The sequence below is a fragment of the Desulfocastanea catecholica genome (genome assembly GCF_054657295.1).
Window position 1 is genome coordinate 1 of sequence record NZ_BAAHYZ010000024.1, and the last position, 16423, is coordinate 16423.

A 16423-nucleotide genomic window follows, 5' to 3' on the forward strand; every position below is an offset into this window, starting at 1 on the left:
ATTTTCAATGGAGATGACATCCGGAATATTACCGGGTTGCTTAGCGAAGGCCATTGGTTCGCGAGCCTTCACGGAGTATATGGTCAAAAGCTTGATCGTATTGAGTCCGTCGCCATCCTTGTTGAACCCCCGCCGTGCCTCCGATTGATTTTCAGAGTAGGTCGAGATGGTGGTTGAGTCAAACGCCAGCACAGGCGATTTTCCCAGTCGTGCCGCTCGAGCTGAAAAATAGCACTGAACGCCTTCTTCATTGCGACCAACATCCTTAAACAGGTTGCCATACACGTCTTCAGTGATCCCTTCACCATATGGAAGGGGGTGCATCACCTGCCAACTCTCAAGGCGCGGCAGCGTGTTGCCACCGGAACCGATCCAGTAGCGTGCGATAGAAAGCATCTTCGCCGCATCACCCTCGCTGAATGAAGCACGTACATCATCATCAATGCCGGAAACCTTGCCCACCCATTCCAGGATGTCCGTGAGGCCGGTATGCTGACGTGTTGCATCGGCAATGCCTCTTTCGCCTTTGTGTTTTTTCGGACGAGTCGGCACAATTTCTTGGGTTCCCGACTTGATTTTTCCCTTGAGTTTCTGACTGACCGTATAGGTCTTTCTGGTCTTTTCGTCGTAGGCCGTAATCCGTTCATAGATGTAAATATCGCCATTCGGACGCTTCTCACGCCGTTCGCCGACGTGAGTTTTTCCTGTTATTTGTTTAGCCATGAATAAACTCCCCTTTAGAATGTACGTATAAACTTAATACGTGCACGCAAAAAAGGCAAGAAAAAAGCACGGTTTTTCAACTAACCGTGCTTATGGGGTTGTTTTTTTGGCTTAAAGTGTGCGCTTTATCCGATTTTCGGGTTATCAAGTAACAGAACGATTCCACCAAAATCACCTATCGATCCCCATTTTTTCCTGTGCCCATTACAAAACCTCATTTCGTCCCCTTTAATCTATGAATGGCTGGGGAGTAATGAAAAACTGGGGGAGGTACTGGGAAATAATGGTACCATCAACCTGTAAGGTGAACGGAAACCTTCTCTTGGGAAGAGAGATGATGCGATCATTGCCTATGAAAAGGCTTTGGAGATCAATCCGTTTGATACTCATGCTTTGATTGACAAAGGTAAAGCTCTCGCTGGTCTTGGTAGGAAGGGTGACAGACGCAAAAGATGCTTATGAACCGGTATTGACGACTGGGCTCAATAAAAAAGGACACTTGACAAAAATAAATAAAAGGTTCAATAGGAGTGAATATTCACTCCTATTGAAGGTGCAGACGATGGTAATTTCTGAAAAACGTGAAAATGTACTGCGGGCAGCATTGGAATTGGTTGCTGAACATGGTTTCCATGGTGCACCAATCTCAAGCATTGCTAATCAAGCTGGCGTTGGGATGGGTACTATCTACCGCTATTTTGCGAACAAGGATATCCTCATCACAGAATTGTTTCAGGAGCTCCATGACAAAATTCATGCATCTCTTCTGAAGGGCTATCTACCACACCAGCCACTCAGGGAAAGGTTTCTCCATGTCAGTTCAGCACTCCTCCGATATTTTATAGCCAATCCTCTTGAATTCCGCTTCCTGGAACAGTACCTCAACTCGCCTTATGGCATAGCGTTTCGCAGGGCCAAGCTCCTGGAGACTGAAGATGACGATCTGTTCCGAAGAATCTTCGACGACGGTGTCGCTCAGCGGCTTGTGAAGGATCTCCCTTTGATCGTCCTCTTTGCCCTATCCTTTGGCCCTATTCTTGGGGTGGCCAGAGACCATATTCTCGGATTCATTGATCTGGATGATTCTTTAATTATGCAGACTATTCATGCATGTTGGGATGGAATAAAAAAACAACAGCATTGTGGAGACCCAATTTTTATATCGACCATAGCTTAGACTGTTTGAGGAAGAATAATGACTGGCAATGTGAAAAAGTGGCTAAACGGAAGCGTCGGGATCTTGGTAATCACCATTTTGGCCGTGGTATCGTGGCAACAATATGGCGGCAACAAAAAGAATGAGGGAATTGCTAGTGGCAATGGCCGCATCGAAGCGGTGGAAATAGACATCGCCGCCAAGACCGCAGGCCGGGTTATGAAAATATTGGTAAATGAAGGCGATTTCGTCACAGCGGGGCAAATTCTTGCAAAAATGGATACTGCTGTGCTTGAGGCTCAACAGAGAGAGGCCGAGGCTCGGTTACGGCAGGCGGGAAATGCCATCGAGATAGCCCGTAGCCAGTTGGTTACGCGCATAAGCGAAAAAGCGGTGGCAGAAGCGGTAGTTGTTCAGCGAAAGGCCGAAGTTGATGTGGCCGGAAAACGCCTGAAACGTTCGGAATCGCTGGTTGCCAACCGTGCCGTTTCGCTACAGCAGGTCGACGATGATCGTGCAGTTTTCCTCAGTGCGCAGGCAGTGTTTCATGCGGCCCAATCCCAAGTGGCAGCTACGGCCGCAGCCATCGCTACGGCCAGATCTCAGGTTATCGGAGCCCATTCTGATGTTGAGGCTGCCCAAGCTACCCTTGAACGAATTCAGGCAGATCTCGCCGACAGCGTGCTGACGGCTCCTCGCGACGGGCGGGTACAGTATCGCGTGGCACAGCCCGGTGAAGTCGTCGCCGGCGGAGGCAAGATAGTCAATCTGCTCGATCTGAGCGATGTCTACATGACCTTCTTTCTGCCCACTGCAGCTGCGGGTCGATTAACTATCGGCTCCGAGGTGCACCTCGTGCTTGATGCGGCGCCGAATTATGTCATTCCGGCTCAGGTTTCTTTCGTTGCCGACGTTGCCCAGTTCACACCTAAAACTGTGGAAACCGCAAGCGAAAGGCAGAAACTGATGTTCCGGGTAAAGGCGCAGATCTCCCCGGATCTGCTCAAAAAACATATCCGTCAGGTCAAGACCGGCCTGCCGGGCATGGCCTATATACGGTTGGATCCGCAAACCGAATGGCCTGACCATCTGCAGGTGAGGCTGCCGCAATGATGACCGGCCGTGAATCAGATATTTCGTCGATTGCGACAGGGACTGCGCCGATCGTACGATTAACCGATGTCAGCCTGCGTTACGGCAAGACCTTGGCCCTGGATGCCATCACCCTTGATTTTCCGGCGGGACAAATGGTCGGACTGATCGGGCCGGATGGGGTCGGCAAATCCAGCCTGTTTTCAATGGTTTCCGGCGCTCGTATCATCCAGACCGGCCAAGTCGAAGTGCTGGCCGGTGACATGACCGAAGCACACCACAGGAAAACCGTCTGCCCCCGCATTGCCTACATGCCACAAGGGTTGGGTAAAAATCTCTATGCAACTCTGTCGGTATTTGAGAATATCGAGTTTTTCGCCCGTCTGTTCGGCCACGGTCGCCAGGAACGTGAACGCCGCATCGGCGAATTATTGCAAGCGACCGGACTAGCACCCTTTCATGACCGACCGGCCGGCAAACTCTCCGGCGGTATGAAGCAAAAGCTTGGACTGTGCTGTGCTCTCATTCACGATCCTGACCTGTTGATCCTCGATGAGCCTACCACCGGCGTCGACCCGCTCTCGCGCAGATACTTCTGGGACTTGATCGAACGTATCCGTATTAATAAGCCCGGTATGAGCGTATTGGTGGCTACCGCATATATGGAAGAGGCTGCCCGTTTCGATTGGCTGGTGGCCATGGATGATGGGCGGGTGCTTAACACCGGCACGCCTCAGGAACTTCTTGACCGCACCTCTACCAAAAATCTGGAGACCGCCTTCATTGCTCTGCTGCCGGTGGAAAAACGGGTCGGCCATCAGACGGTGCGGATCCCGCCACGTCCGTTCGATGATGGTGAGACAGCCATTGAGGCGAAGAATCTGACAATGCGTTTTGGTGACTTCACAGCGGTGGACCATGTGAGTTTTCGCATCAAACGCGGAGAGATCTTCGGTTTTCTCGGTTCCAATGGCTGCGGCAAGACAACGACGATGAAGATGCTCACCGGTCTGCTGACAGCCAGTGGGGGCGAGGCCTGGCTTTTCGGACAGCCGGTGAATCCAAAGGATATTGCTACCCGTCGACGCGTCGGGTTCATGACCCAGTCCTTTTCTCTCTATTCCGAGCTGACGGTGGAACAGAACCTGACTTTGCATGCCAGGCTATATAGCGTACCGATCAACGATATCCCCAACCGTATAAGCGAAATGGCAGAACGTTTCGGCCTGACCGGGGTCATGGACGAGTTGCCCGACCGTCTTCCCCTGGGGCAACGGCAGCGTCTCTCCCTGGCTGTGGCGATGATCCATCGTCCGGAGATGCTGATCCTGGATGAACCCACCTCCGGGGTTGACCCAATCGCCCGTGATGAGTTCTGGCGAATGTTGATTGACCTCTCCCGCCGAGACAGAGTCACCATCTTCATCTCAACTCATTTTATGAATGAAGCCGAACGTTGTGACCGCATTTCCCTGATGCACGCCGGACAGGTGCTGGTCAGCGATACCCCGGCAGCTCTGGTTGAAAAACGTGGAGCAGCAACACTGGAAGAAGCCTTTATCGGTTATCTGGAAGATGCACTACCGGAAAGTAAGACCCCGGAAATGTCAGAGGATGCGGCGATGGACCTCTCCTCCCCGCTCGTATCAAATACCACTGCCTTCAATAAAAGATTTTCGTCTGCAATTCTCCGCCTGTTCACCTATACCCGTCGAGAGGCACTTGAACTATACCGTGATCCGATCCGTGCCTCATTAGCACTGCTTGGCAGTGTCGTTTTGATGTTCATCATGGGCTATGGGATTACCATGGATGTGGAAGGTCTCTCCTATGCCGTGCTCGATCACGACCAGTCCACGACCAGCCGCGACTATGCGCTCAATATTGCCGGCTCGCATTATTATTTCATCGAACATGCGCCAATTACAGATTACGCTGATATGGACCGACGAATGCGTGCCGGCGAGATCAGCCTTGCCCTGGAAATCCCACCAGGCTTTGCCCGTGATCTTGCGCGTGGCAACCCGGTTGCGATAGGAGCTTGGATTGATGGTGCCATGCCCCAGCGTGCTGAAACCATTCAAGGCTATGTGCGCGGGATCCATGCCCACTGGCTGGCCGATATCGCTGACCGAAAGCTTGGCCAGCTCCGTTCCGCCGGTCTGGTCAACATCGAAACTCGGTTTCGCTATAACCCGGATGTCAAGAGTCTGGTGGCGATGGTACCGGCTGTGATTCCGCTCCTGCTGTTGATGATTCCGGCTATGCTCACGGCGCTCAGCGTAGTACGGGAAAAAGAGCTTGGTTCCATCGTCAACCTCTACGTCACGCCTGTCACGCGGCTCGAATTTCTGCTCGGCAAACAACTGCCCTACATCGGGCTGGCAATGGTCAACTTTTTGCTCATGTCATTGCTGGCGGTAACCGTTTTCGGTGTGCCGATGAAGGGAAGTTTTTTCACCTTATCCATCGCGGCACTGCTGTATGTAACTTCGGCCACCGCCTTGGGCCTGTTGTTCTCCACCTTTGTGCGCAGCCAGATTGCCGCCATCTTTGGTACAGCAGTGCTCACCATTCTTCCTGCCGTACAGTTCTGCGGCATGACCTCCCCGGTTTCTTCCCTGGAGGGATTGGGCAGGATGATCGGCAACGTCTATCCCACCACCTATTTTCTTATCATTGCTCGCGGCACATTTTCCAAGGGCCTTGACTTCGCAGCTCTGCAGACATCTTTTATTCCGCTTATACTGACCGTCCCCTTGTTGACCGGGCTATGCGTGATGTTATTACGGAAACAGGAGCCCTGAATATGCGTATCGACAACATTCGCCAGCTGGGTATCAAAGAACTGCGCAGCCTGTCCCGGGATCCGATAATGCAGGTGCTTATTGTCTTTGCCTTCACGGTTTCGGTGTATTCGGGTGCCACGGCAATGCCGGAAACCCTCAATAAGGCACCGATCGCCATTGTTGATGAAGATAGGTCGCCATTGTCGGAGCGTATCGTTGACGCCTTCTATCCACCACATTTTCTCACGCCGGTGATGATTAGTCAAACCGAGATGGATAGCCGGATGGATACCGGCATCGATACCTTCGCCCTGAACATCCCGCCCGAGTTTCAGCGTGATCTGCTGGCTGGGCGACAACCAACAATTCAATTGAACGTCGATGCGACCCGCATGACCCAGGCTTTTAGCGGCAGCGGCTATATACAATCCATGATCACCGGTGAGGTAGCAGAATTTGTCCAGCACTATCGTGGGATTGCAACGCAATCGGTCGATCTTGAACTGAGGGCGCGCTTTAACCCCTCACTAACCCAATCGTGGTTCGGTGCGGTGATGGAGGTGATTAACAACGTCACCATGCTGTCCATCGTACTGACCGGCGCTGCTTTGATTCGCGAGCGGGAGCATGGGACAATCGAACATCTGCTGGTTATGCCGGTGACACCGTTTGAGATCATGATGAGCAAGGTCTGGGCGATGGGTTTGGTGGTGCTTGCCGCATGTGCTTTTGCGCTGGTCTTTGTGGTACAGTGGCTTTTGTCGGTTCCGATTGAAGGTTCACTCGCACTGTTTCTGGTCGGCACCACTTTGCACCTGTTCGCCACGACTTCCATGGGCATTTTCATGGGCACCATCGCCCGGTCGATGCCACAGTTCGGGTTACTGTTGATGCTTTTGTTATTACCGCTGCAAATGCTCTCCGGCGGGATCACACCGCGCGAAAGCATGCCTGATTTTGTTCAAGTTATAATGCAGGTAGCACCGACGACCCACTTTGTTTCACTTGCCCAAGCTATTCTCTATCGAGGTGCAGGTCTGGATGTAGTATGGCCGCAATTCATCATTCTCGTCCTGATAGGTATGATTTTTTTCTGCATCACATTGGTTCGTTTCCGAAAAACCATCGGGATGATGACATGAGGAGGCCCTGGGGGCGAATATCTTACATGATGTTATATGTATTTTTGGTAGCGCCTGGTTTACTTTGGTATGGTTTCCTTGAATTAACAGGTATTTATTGAACGTAAAAGCAATACCATGGATAACAGTCATTTTTCCCATTCTGTTGGGATTTTTTACACTCAAGTATAGGGAATTTTTCCCTTTGATGATGCTGGATGGAAAGTTTACTCCTTTCGCAATAAGCATCAATCCCATCCACAATTGCTTCAGCTTTTTATTTTTTCATCCGATTTTTACGATCAAGTAGAACAGAGTCATATTTACTCACTTGCTGTAAAAAGACAAAAGACGCTGAAGGCAATTAGGTGCAAATGGAATCGTATATTCAAAAACATTCCGAGGCCAGATTTTGGTACATGGGATATGTCCACCATGTACCAAAATATTTTCATGAGAAACTTTTCTGATTACCCCTGAAATTTAGCTTGTGAAAAAAAATCCAGGATACTCACTATATGATACCCCTAGTGTGTCATACTCATCTAACCTAAAACAAAAGGAGGAAATGACATGGCAAACGATGCTGTTACCATAACACTATTAATATTGCCAATGGTATTACAAAGTCGACCGAGTGTCCCTCTTCTCTTTTGAGGTTGTTACAATCGGCAATTTATACCAGGGCATCATCCAGAACAAAATACACCAGAAGTATTTGCACAAAACATGTGATGGAATTACTCAGTATGGGACTGAGTAAACCATGTGAGGATTCAATTTTATTGCGCTGAGTATTTCACCTATAAGAAAAAATCGATCAATGAGTCTCGGCGAAGAGTTTATCTGATGTAACATACCGAGTTAACACATGAATGTAGCTTAGCTGGCCAGTGTGGCGACCATTGATGCAGAGGAAATAAATATGATTTTGAATATTCGCAAGGTTGCCATCAAACGCTTGTTCATCATCTGGATTTTACTGTCGCTCGTCATCGGGGGGATAGATTTCTACATGGAAATGAAAGATGCCGACAACTTCTTCATGAATCTGGCGTTAAAGGAGTCTGAACTATTTACAAAAGAGAATCTACATCTTTTGGACCAGTCCAATGTTAATTTAATCTTACTCCAGCAAAAAACGAGGGAGTTTCTCAAGGGTCATTTCGTGAATATTACACTCTACAATCGTGATATGAGAAAAATTATCAAGGAAATTACTGTTGGTGCCGATATCGTTGATAATTGGGAAAAGAAACATCCCCAGCCTTTTTTGCTAGCTGAATCGAGATCTTTTCGCAAGGTGCTGATCGGCGACTCTGTGTTCATACAGATACTTTTGCCGCTACGGGAAAAAAACGGCACCATTGCTGGTTATTTTGAAGGTGTCTATCGGGTTGACCTCGAAAGGGTTCAACAACTCCGAAGTGGTATGGTGCGAAACCTGCTGCTAATTGTAACCGTGGCATTGATCACCTCTATTGTATTCTATCCTTTGACCATTTTTCTCCATCGCGAACTTGTACGATTTGCTGCGAATTTGCTAAAAGGCAACCTCGAACTGATGGCGGTGCTCGGCACAGCGATTGCCCAGCGGGACTCTGATACCGGTCTGCATAACTATCGTGTCACCATTTACGCCATCCGTTTGGCCGAATCTATCAATCTGGATAGCGTTCAGATCCGCAGTCTTATCGCTGGAGCATTTCTGCATGACGTAGGTAAAATCGGCATCAGCGACAACATTCTGTTAAAACCCGGTAAGTTGACAGAGGCTGAATTCTCGGTAATGCGCGCCCATGTACTGCTCGGGGTGGATATTATCAGCAAGTCGCCCTCTATTAATGAGATGGCCCGCGAAGTGGTGGAATTCCACCACGAAAAATTCGATGGCAGTGGCTATATGCGCGGACTCAGAGGTAAAGAAATTCCACTCAATGCGCGCATTTTCACCATTGCCGATGTGTTCGATGCTCTAACTTCCAAACGCCCTTACAAGGAACCGTTTAGCGTCGACACTGCGATGAGGATTGTGCACGAAGGTACCGGAAGCTTTTTTGATCCTGAATTGGTGAGGGCATTTAGTACGATTGTAGACGATATGTATGCACAAGTCAGCAGCCTAGCGGAAGCGGAAGTTGAGCGTATGCTTGAAACTGCAGCTTCAGCGCATTTCTTTAACGATTCTTACCTTGCTCAGTTCATGAAAAAGCAAATTCGTCATTCGTGGGTTGCAGCCATGGAGGAATGGCACGATGAATATTCAGGTACCAGCTGTCTACCAGATAGCTTGCGAAGGTTGTGAGCATACCTGGAGTTTTTTGTCTCATCGAGGTTGAATTATTCCATACCGGTATAAATATAGCCTCTTCAGAATCGCTCCCGAACATAATCCATGAGCACTCTTTCCAGTACCCATAGGCTGCACGGCGGACAGGCTCTCGGAACATGAACTCTTTGTAGAGCCACCGGACTTTGGTCAATGTTTTAATATAAGCTTTTTCGTCGCAAAATTTTTCCGCCACTCCAAAAAAAGTATTGGCCTTTTCATGGGAAGACCACCTTGAGTTCAATAACCCGATATTACTGGTAAATATAGTAATTCGGCGTAGTATTATATACAGATTTCTTCAGCTATTATTTAAAACTGTTGCCTAAGTAAAAGTTTCAGTATATATTTTTCACTGAACGTTCGTTTAAATAAACCCATTATACTGAATCATCGGTGATACAATGATCCAAACCAATATCAAGAGAAAAACTAAGCAAGACATTCTGGAACTGTCGGGTGCTCTTTTTGCCACATTTGGTTATGACCGAGTTTCAATGAGAGATGTAGCTGCTGCTACTGGGATTACCCCTGCAGGGCTTTACTACTACTTTTCTGATAAAGAGCAGCTTTACCTGGAGGTGGTTGCGCATGAATTCAGGGAAAAGACAGCTAAGCTAATAATCGTTCTCAACGGTAATGGTGCACCTTGGGTGCGGCTTGAATTGTTTATTACAAATCTCACCCATCTGGTGGCAACAAATGAGAACTTCCTACGTTTGATGCAATGGGTGAGGCTCGACAGTGATGAGGTCCGTCAGCAAAAGTTGGCGGAGTATGTGTTTAAGGATCTATTTGTCGCCCTTCGTGATTTGGTTGTTGAACTGGATTCTCGTTACGATGCACATATGCTTGCAATGTCTGTCTTTGGTCTGGTGGTTATTTCTTTTGAGGCAGGTCTTCTTCGCAAGTTAATGCCAGGGCATCGTCCCGAATATGACAACCCAGATATGGTGGCAAAACATGTGATTGAGTTACTACGTTCTGGACTGAGTAAGACAAATGGCAATGCATTCTGATGATCTGGTTTCAAGACCCGTCCCATCAAAGCTGATAATCACCGCAAAGTTTTGGTGGGCGATGATGCTTCATAAACAGATCAAGGACTTTACATTGAAACGACCTAGCCAACCAATTAACCATACCAGTTGGTTGGCTTTAAGCATCACCACAGACACCCTGATTATCGAGAGTACTATCAAAAGTTCTGCCGATTGTACTCTCTTTCCAGGATCAGTCTATCTTCGAACAATTTAAAGACATTGGCTCTATTCGCTCCCATATATCCAAAAGCAAGAATGGAGGACCAATCGTTCCCCCATTCTGTACGTTTACTCCCATTAGACCCTATTTGGAGAAATTCTGATGCAACTTAATGAAATTATTAACCAGGCTGTTCTGCTGGCAGCGATGTTGGCAGTTTTTTCGCTGGCCGGTTGTGAGCGTCAACCACAAGAAACGCCGAAGAAACCCATTCCTGAAGTGTCCACTGTGATGGTACAACCTGAAAAAATCATACTGACAACAGAATTACCGGGTCGGACTTCCGCTTTCCGAGTTGCGGAGATCAGACCACAGATTAGCGGCCTAATCCAGAAACGACTGTTTACTGAAGGTTCTGTGGTCAAGGCGGGTCAAGTACTCTACCTGATTGATTCCGCACCTTTTCAGGCGACACTGGACACTTCCATAGCAGCTCTTGAGCGGGCGCAAGCCAGTTTGTCTGCTGTCAAATCGAGAGCCAAACGTTACAAAAAATTACGGATGGATAAAGCGGTCAGCCAGCAGGACTTCGACGACGCAGCAGCCGCTCTGACCCAGATCGAAGCCGATATCCGGTATTATAAAGGGACGGTGGAGACAGCCCGTATTAATCTTAAGTATACCAAAGTCACAGCACCTATCTCCGGCCGCATCGGTAAATCTAACGTGACCGATGGTGCTATCGTCACGGCATACCAACCCATGGCCTTAGCCACCATCCAGCAATTGGACCCGATTTACGCTGACATGATCCAGTCCACTATCGATTTATTACACCTGAAGAGTCGCCTACAGGAAGGCCTCCTCAACCAACAGGGAAAAAACCAGAATAAGGTCAAGCTTATCCTGGAAGACGGCACTCCTTATGCTCAGGAGGGAATCTTACAGTTCAGTGATATTACGGTGGATCCTACCACCGGTTCAGTCACCCTGCGGGCACTCTTCCCAAATCCGGAAGGGGTAATTTTACCTGGGATGTTCGTTCAGGCATTAATCAGGGAAGGCGTCAATGAGCAGGCCATCCTTATTCCTCAACAAGGAGTGTCCCGTGATGCGAAAGGCAAGCCATATGCCTTGGTCGTTGATGCCGAAAGCAAAGCCGACTTTCGGCCGCTTACCCTCGACCGTGCAATCGGCGATAGATGGCTCGTTGCAACAGGCCTAACCCCCGGTGATCAGTTGATCGTGGAAGGACTCCTCATGTTGAGGCCGGGCACGGTGGTGAAAGCTACGCCTTTTGATCAGACGAAAGCAGGGCAAAAACCAATGACCGGCCCCGATACACCTTCCCAAAAGACCAGTAAGGAAGGCGCGTGATGTTATCAAAATTCTTTTTAGATCGGCCGGTCTTTGCTTGGGTTATCGCCATTATCATGATGACAGCAGGCGGACTCGCTATCTACAACCTGCCCATCTCACAGTATCCGCCCATCGCGCCACCCGCCATCGCCATTGATTCTTTTTTTCCTGGGGCCTCTGGTGAGACAGTCGAAAATACTGTGACTCAGATCATAGAACAAAAAATGACGGGGCTGGACGATATGCTCTACCTCTCCGGCACAAGTTCATCGTCAGGCGCCTCTCGGGTTGAGCTGACCTTTGCGCCGGGTACTGATCCTGATGTCGCCTGGTCCAAGGTACAAAACAAGTTGCAGCTTGCCATGGCCAGCCTGCCCGATGTAGTGCAACGCTCCGGCGTCAAGGTCAGTAAATCAACGAGAAACTACTTAATGGTTGTCGGTTTGACCTCGGAAGATGGCAGCATGGACGGTAATGATCTGCGTGATTACGCCCAGTCCAATCTGGAAAAGATCCTCTCCAGGGTACCGGGAGTCGGTGAGGTACAAAATTTTGGTTCCCAGTATGCTATGAGGATCTGGGTTAATCCCAATAAGCTGACCAGTTACAACCTGACCATGGAAGATGTCGTACTGGCGCTCAGCGCCTACAACGTTGAAGTCTCTGCGGGTCAATTAGGCGGCACACCTGCTATGGTTGGTCAGCGTCTTAACGCTGCTATTATCGTTCAGCATCTGCTCAAGACCCCAGAGGAGTTTGCTACCATTCCCATTCGCACCAATATTGATGGTTCGGTGGTTCGCGTGGGAGACATCGGCCGCACGGAACTGGGGACTGAACGTGACGATATCATTGCCAATTATAACGGAAAACCGGCCGCCGCCATGGCAATCCGCCAGGCCGCCGGCGCCAATGCGCTGGATACCGCCGATGCTGTCAAACAGAAGTTAGAAGAAATGAGCCGGTATTTCCCACCCGGCATGAAGGTGATTTATCCCTATGATACCACTCCCTTTACCGAGGTGGCTATTGACGAGGTGGTTAAGACCTTATTCGAGGCCGTCCTGCTGGTTTTTGTGGTCATGTACCTCTTTATGGGGACCTTTCGAGCTACATTAATTCCGACCATTGCTGTACCTGTAGTATTGCTCGGGACCTTCGGGATTTTAGGGCTGTTTGGATTTTCTATCAATATGTTGACCATGTTTGCCATGGTACTGGCCATCGGGCTTTTGGTCGATGATGCCATCGTAGTTGTGGAGAACGTTGAACGAATTATGGCTGAGGAGGGGCTTTCGCCCCGAGAGGCCACCGCTAAATCGATGGAGGAGATCACCAGCGCCCTGATCGGCATTGGCCTGGTGCTCTCAGCGGTATTTGGTCCGATGGCCTTCTTTCCTGGCTCCACCGGGGTCATCTATCGCCAGTTTTCCGTAACCGTCATCTCGTCCATGCTCCTGTCAGTGGTGGTTGCCCTGGTTCTGACCCCGGTGTTGTGCGCCACAATGCTTAAACAGGTGCCCAAGGGGCATGAACCCTCGGATGGCGCAGTCTGGTTTCTACGCCCGTTTTTCCGCTTGTTCGACCGGAGTTTTTTTCGTGCGCGGGATTTGTATGTCAGATTGGTTGGTCGGATCCTGGTCAAAAAACTGCGTTACCTGTTTCTGTTTGTATTGATTGTGGGATCCATGGGCTATTTGTTTCAGCGCATGCCCACATCCTATATTCCCGACGAAGACCAGGGTATCCTGATGGTTCAGGCCATGCTTCCGTCAGGCTCGACTCTGGAACAGACTGAGACTGTGATGAATACGGTGAGGGATCATTTTCTCGAGCATGAAAAAGATGGAGTTGAATCCCTCATTACAGTCGCCGGTATGAGCTTTGGTGGTGAAGGGCAGAATATGGCTCTGGGATTTGTCAAACTCAAAGACTGGAAGTTGCGCCAGAGGCCGGACCTGAAGGTCGGGGCCATCGCCGGTCGGGCCATGGGGGCTTTCACCCAGATAAAAGGTGCCATGGTATTTGCCTTCTCGCCGCCGCCGGTCGTTGAGTTGGGAATGGCCACAGGGTTTGATTTGCAATTGTTGGACCGAGGTGGTTTGGGGCACGAAAAATTGATGGCAGCCCGTGACCAGCTCCTCGGTATGGCGAGCCAGGACCCGCGTCTGGTCAGGGTCCGGCCCAACGGCATGAATGATGTTGCAGAATATCATATCGATGTGGACTGGGATAAGGCTGGTGCTTTGGGAATTCCAATCGATTCCATCCATAACACCATTAGTAGCGCCTTCGGTAGTGCCTATGTCAATGATTTCATTCAGGCCGGTCGGGTCAAAAAAGTCTATGTCCAGGCGGATGCCCCTTATCGTATGCTCCCACAGGATATGGAAAAACTCTATCTGCGTAACAACGTCGGCAAAATGGTTCCCTTCTCTTCCATTGCATCAGGCCGCTGGGCCATGGGTTCGCCTAAACTCGAGCGTTTCAACGCCTTCCCATCGATCAACATCTGGGGCGAGCCGGCCCCGGGACACAGCTCCGGCGAGGCGATGGACGCCATCGAAGAAATGATCGCCAAACTACCGCAAGGGATCGGTTACGACTGGACTGGACTTTCCTATCAGGAGCGAATGGCCGGTTCCCAGGCCCCTTTGCTCTATGCCTTTTCGATTTTTGTGGTCTTCCTCTGCCTGGCGGCCCTATATGAGAGCTGGCCTATACCCATGGCGATTCTGCTGACTCTGCCTCTTGGCGTTATCGGTGGAGTTATTGCCTCAAGCATGCGAGGGATGCCCAATGACGTCTATTTCCAGATTGGCTTGCTGACCACTCTGGGGTTGACCACCAAAAATGCTATCCTGATCGTCCAGTTCGCCAGAGCTAGAGTTGATGAAGGAGTAGGCCTTGTCGAGGCTACCCTGCAGGCGGCCAAATTGCGGCTGCGGCCTATCATCATGACCTCGCTTGCCTTCGGCTTCGGCATCCTGCCGCTCGCTCTGGCAGTCGGAGCTGGATCAGGGGCACAAAGAGCCATCGGCACTGGCGTGCTCGGGGGCACGGTGACCTCGACCTTTCTGGTAACACTTTTTGCACCGCTCTTTTATGTGCTGATCTATAAGTTCCTGGGAAAACATAGGAAAAAGGTAACCATGAAACATGTTGATGAAAGTATTCCAGGGGAAAACGCACATGAATAGACGATTATTGTTTTTATCGACCGTCATCGGCCTTATTTTGGCAGGCTGTTCACTGGCTCCTCAATATACACAACCTCGATCACCGATTCCGAAAGAATGGCCGCAGGGTACAACATACCCGACCACTCCGGAGCTGAGCCGACAAGAGTTCTTTCCCGACGAACAGTTGCAAACTGTTATCGGAATTGCCCTGGAAAACAATAGAGATCTGCGACTGGCTATCTTGAATGTGGAAAGGGCACGTGCACTATATGGTGTTCAACGGGCGGAGTTGTTCCCCGCAGTCAATGCGACCGGGGGAGGAGGAAAACAGCAATTTTCCGACGACCTTATCGGCTCCGGAGATCCAAAAACGAGTGAACAGTATAACCTTGATCTAGGTGTTGCTTCTTGGGAGATCGATTTCTTTGGCCGCATGCGCAGCCTGAAAGATCAAGCCCTGGAAGAGTACCTGGCCACAGATGAAGCGCGGCGGGGTGCCAAGATTACCTTGGTGTCCGAGGTTGCCAGGTTTTATCTGACGCTTGCTGCAGATCGGGAAAAGCAGAAACTATCCCAGTCTACTCTGGAAACTCAGCAGGCCGCCTACGGTTTAGTACAAAAACGATATGATGTCGGAATCGCAACTGAACTGGATCTGAAGCGGGCACAAGTACCAATGGATACGGCCCGGGGAGATGTTGCTCGCTTCACACAACTGGTAGTGCAGGACCAAAATGCCTTGCAGCTTCTTGCCGGTACACCGATTCCAAAGCAATTGTTACCGACGGACCTGGGAAGCGTTATTCCACCTAAGGAAATATCTCCAGGTCTCTCTTCCGAGGGGCTTTTACGTCGACCGGATATTATGGCGGCGGAACATCGGCTCAAAGGGTCCTATGCCTACATCGGAGCAGCCAGGGCAGCCTTCTTTCCCCGCATTTCGCTGACCACGGCGATAGGTACCGCAAGTGACGAGTTATCGGGACTCTTTAGTTCAGGTTCCGGCACATGGAATTTTACGCCGCATATCATTGTTCCTATTTTCGATGCCCGCGTCTGGGCAGCGTTACGGGTCAGCAAAGCCGATAGGGAAATTGTCCTGACTCAGTATGAGAAGACAATTCAAACTGCTTTTAAGGAGGTGGCTGACTCTCTTGCAGTACAGGGAACAATTGATCAGCAAATCGCGGCGCAACAATCCCTGGTATCCGCGGTTGCTACAACCTATCGTCTCGCAAATAAACTCTACATAGAAGGGGTTGACAGTTATCTCAGTGTCCTTGATGCGCAACGCTCACACTTTGAAGCGCAGCAGAATATGGTTGCATTGCGCCTGACCAAGCTTGTCAATCTTGTGCGCTTGTATGCTGTGTTGGGTGGTGGAGGGGAGTGATTTTTTTCTCAAAGTAGCAAAAAATATTATCGTGCTGTTTCCAGACAAACTGTGTGGATGAAGATGAACAAAATTA

General features: G+C 49.8%; 9 protein-coding genes and 1 pseudogene. 9 read left to right on the forward strand and 1 reads right to left on the reverse strand.

Features of this window, described 5'->3' with window-relative positions; translation table 11 throughout:
- A pseudogene (locus ACYQ8U_RS18140) lies at positions 1–723 on the reverse strand (IS1634 family transposase); the annotation flags it as partial.
- 436 nt (positions 724–1159) lie between these two features.
- Between ACYQ8U_RS18140 and ACYQ8U_RS18145 the strand changes: the two are divergent.
- The 9 genes from ACYQ8U_RS18145 to ACYQ8U_RS18185 all read left to right on the forward strand — a co-directional run bounded on the left by ACYQ8U_RS18145 (position 1160) and on the right by ACYQ8U_RS18185 (position 16347).
- Complete coding sequence (locus ACYQ8U_RS18145) at positions 1160–1900, forward strand: TetR/AcrR family transcriptional regulator (RefSeq protein ID WP_459946977.1); 741 nt, start codon at positions 1160–1162, stop codon at positions 1898–1900.
- Positions 1901–1918: 18 nt separating this feature from the next.
- Positions 1919–2992 (forward strand): HlyD family secretion protein, encoded by a 1074-nt coding sequence (locus tag ACYQ8U_RS18150; RefSeq protein ID WP_459946978.1) that lies wholly within the window; start codon positions 1919–1921, stop codon positions 2990–2992.
- Complete coding sequence (gene rbbA / locus ACYQ8U_RS18155) at positions 2989–5778, forward strand: ribosome-associated ATPase/putative transporter RbbA (RefSeq protein ID WP_459946979.1); 2790 nt, start codon at positions 2989–2991, stop codon at positions 5776–5778. Before ACYQ8U_RS18150 ends, rbbA begins: the two co-directional genes overlap by 4 nt.
- Positions 5779–5780: 2 nt before the next feature.
- Positions 5781–6902, forward strand: coding sequence for an ABC transporter permease (locus ACYQ8U_RS18160; protein ID WP_459946980.1), 1122 nt, complete (start codon positions 5781–5783; stop codon positions 6900–6902).
- 874 nt (positions 6903–7776) lie between these two features.
- Positions 7777–9186 carry an HD-GYP domain-containing protein gene (locus ACYQ8U_RS18165; RefSeq protein WP_459946981.1) on the forward strand — a complete coding sequence of 470 codons (1410 nt, stop codon included), beginning with the start codon at positions 7777–7779 and terminating at the stop codon, positions 9184–9186.
- Positions 9187–9614: 428 nt separating this feature from the next.
- Positions 9615–10229 (forward strand): TetR/AcrR family transcriptional regulator, encoded by a 615-nt coding sequence (locus ACYQ8U_RS18170; protein ID WP_459946982.1) that lies wholly within the window; start codon positions 9615–9617, stop codon positions 10227–10229.
- Between the two features lie 346 nt (positions 10230–10575).
- Positions 10576–11790 (forward strand): efflux RND transporter periplasmic adaptor subunit, encoded by a 1215-nt coding sequence (locus ACYQ8U_RS18175; RefSeq protein ID WP_459946983.1) that lies wholly within the window; start codon positions 10576–10578, stop codon positions 11788–11790.
- Positions 11790–14972: an efflux RND transporter permease subunit gene (locus tag ACYQ8U_RS18180; RefSeq protein ID WP_459947029.1), complete on the forward strand. Its 3183-nt coding sequence runs from the start codon at positions 11790–11792 to the stop codon at positions 14970–14972. The genes ACYQ8U_RS18175 and ACYQ8U_RS18180 overlap by 1 nt, the downstream gene beginning before the upstream one ends.
- On the forward strand, positions 14965–16347 hold the full coding sequence (locus ACYQ8U_RS18185; RefSeq protein WP_459946984.1) for an efflux transporter outer membrane subunit: 1383 nt from the start codon (positions 14965–14967) through the stop codon (positions 16345–16347). The genes ACYQ8U_RS18180 and ACYQ8U_RS18185 overlap by 8 nt, the downstream gene beginning before the upstream one ends.
- The last annotated feature ends 76 nt before the right edge of the window (positions 16348–16423 follow it).

Excerpts from the sequence above, each read along its gene's own strand:
- ACYQ8U_RS18150 (WP_459946978.1), top strand. The coding sequence starts at position 1,919 with ATGACTGGCAATGTGAAAAAGTGGCTAAACGGAAGCGTCGGGATCTTG.
- rbbA (WP_459946979.1), top strand. The coding sequence starts at position 2,989 with ATGATGACCGGCCGTGAATCAGATATTTCGTCGATTGCGACAGGGACT.
- ACYQ8U_RS18160 (WP_459946980.1), top strand. The coding sequence starts at position 5,781 with ATGCGTATCGACAACATTCGCCAGCTGGGTATCAAAGAACTGCGCAGC.
- ACYQ8U_RS18170 (WP_459946982.1), top strand. The coding sequence starts at position 9,615 with ATGATCCAAACCAATATCAAGAGAAAAACTAAGCAAGACATTCTGGAA.
- ACYQ8U_RS18175 (WP_459946983.1), top strand. The coding sequence starts at position 10,576 with ATGCAACTTAATGAAATTATTAACCAGGCTGTTCTGCTGGCAGCGATG.
- ACYQ8U_RS18180 (WP_459947029.1), top strand. The coding sequence starts at position 11,790 with ATGTTATCAAAATTCTTTTTAGATCGGCCGGTCTTTGCTTGGGTTATC.
- ACYQ8U_RS18185 (WP_459946984.1), top strand. The coding sequence starts at position 14,965 with ATGAATAGACGATTATTGTTTTTATCGACCGTCATCGGCCTTATTTTG.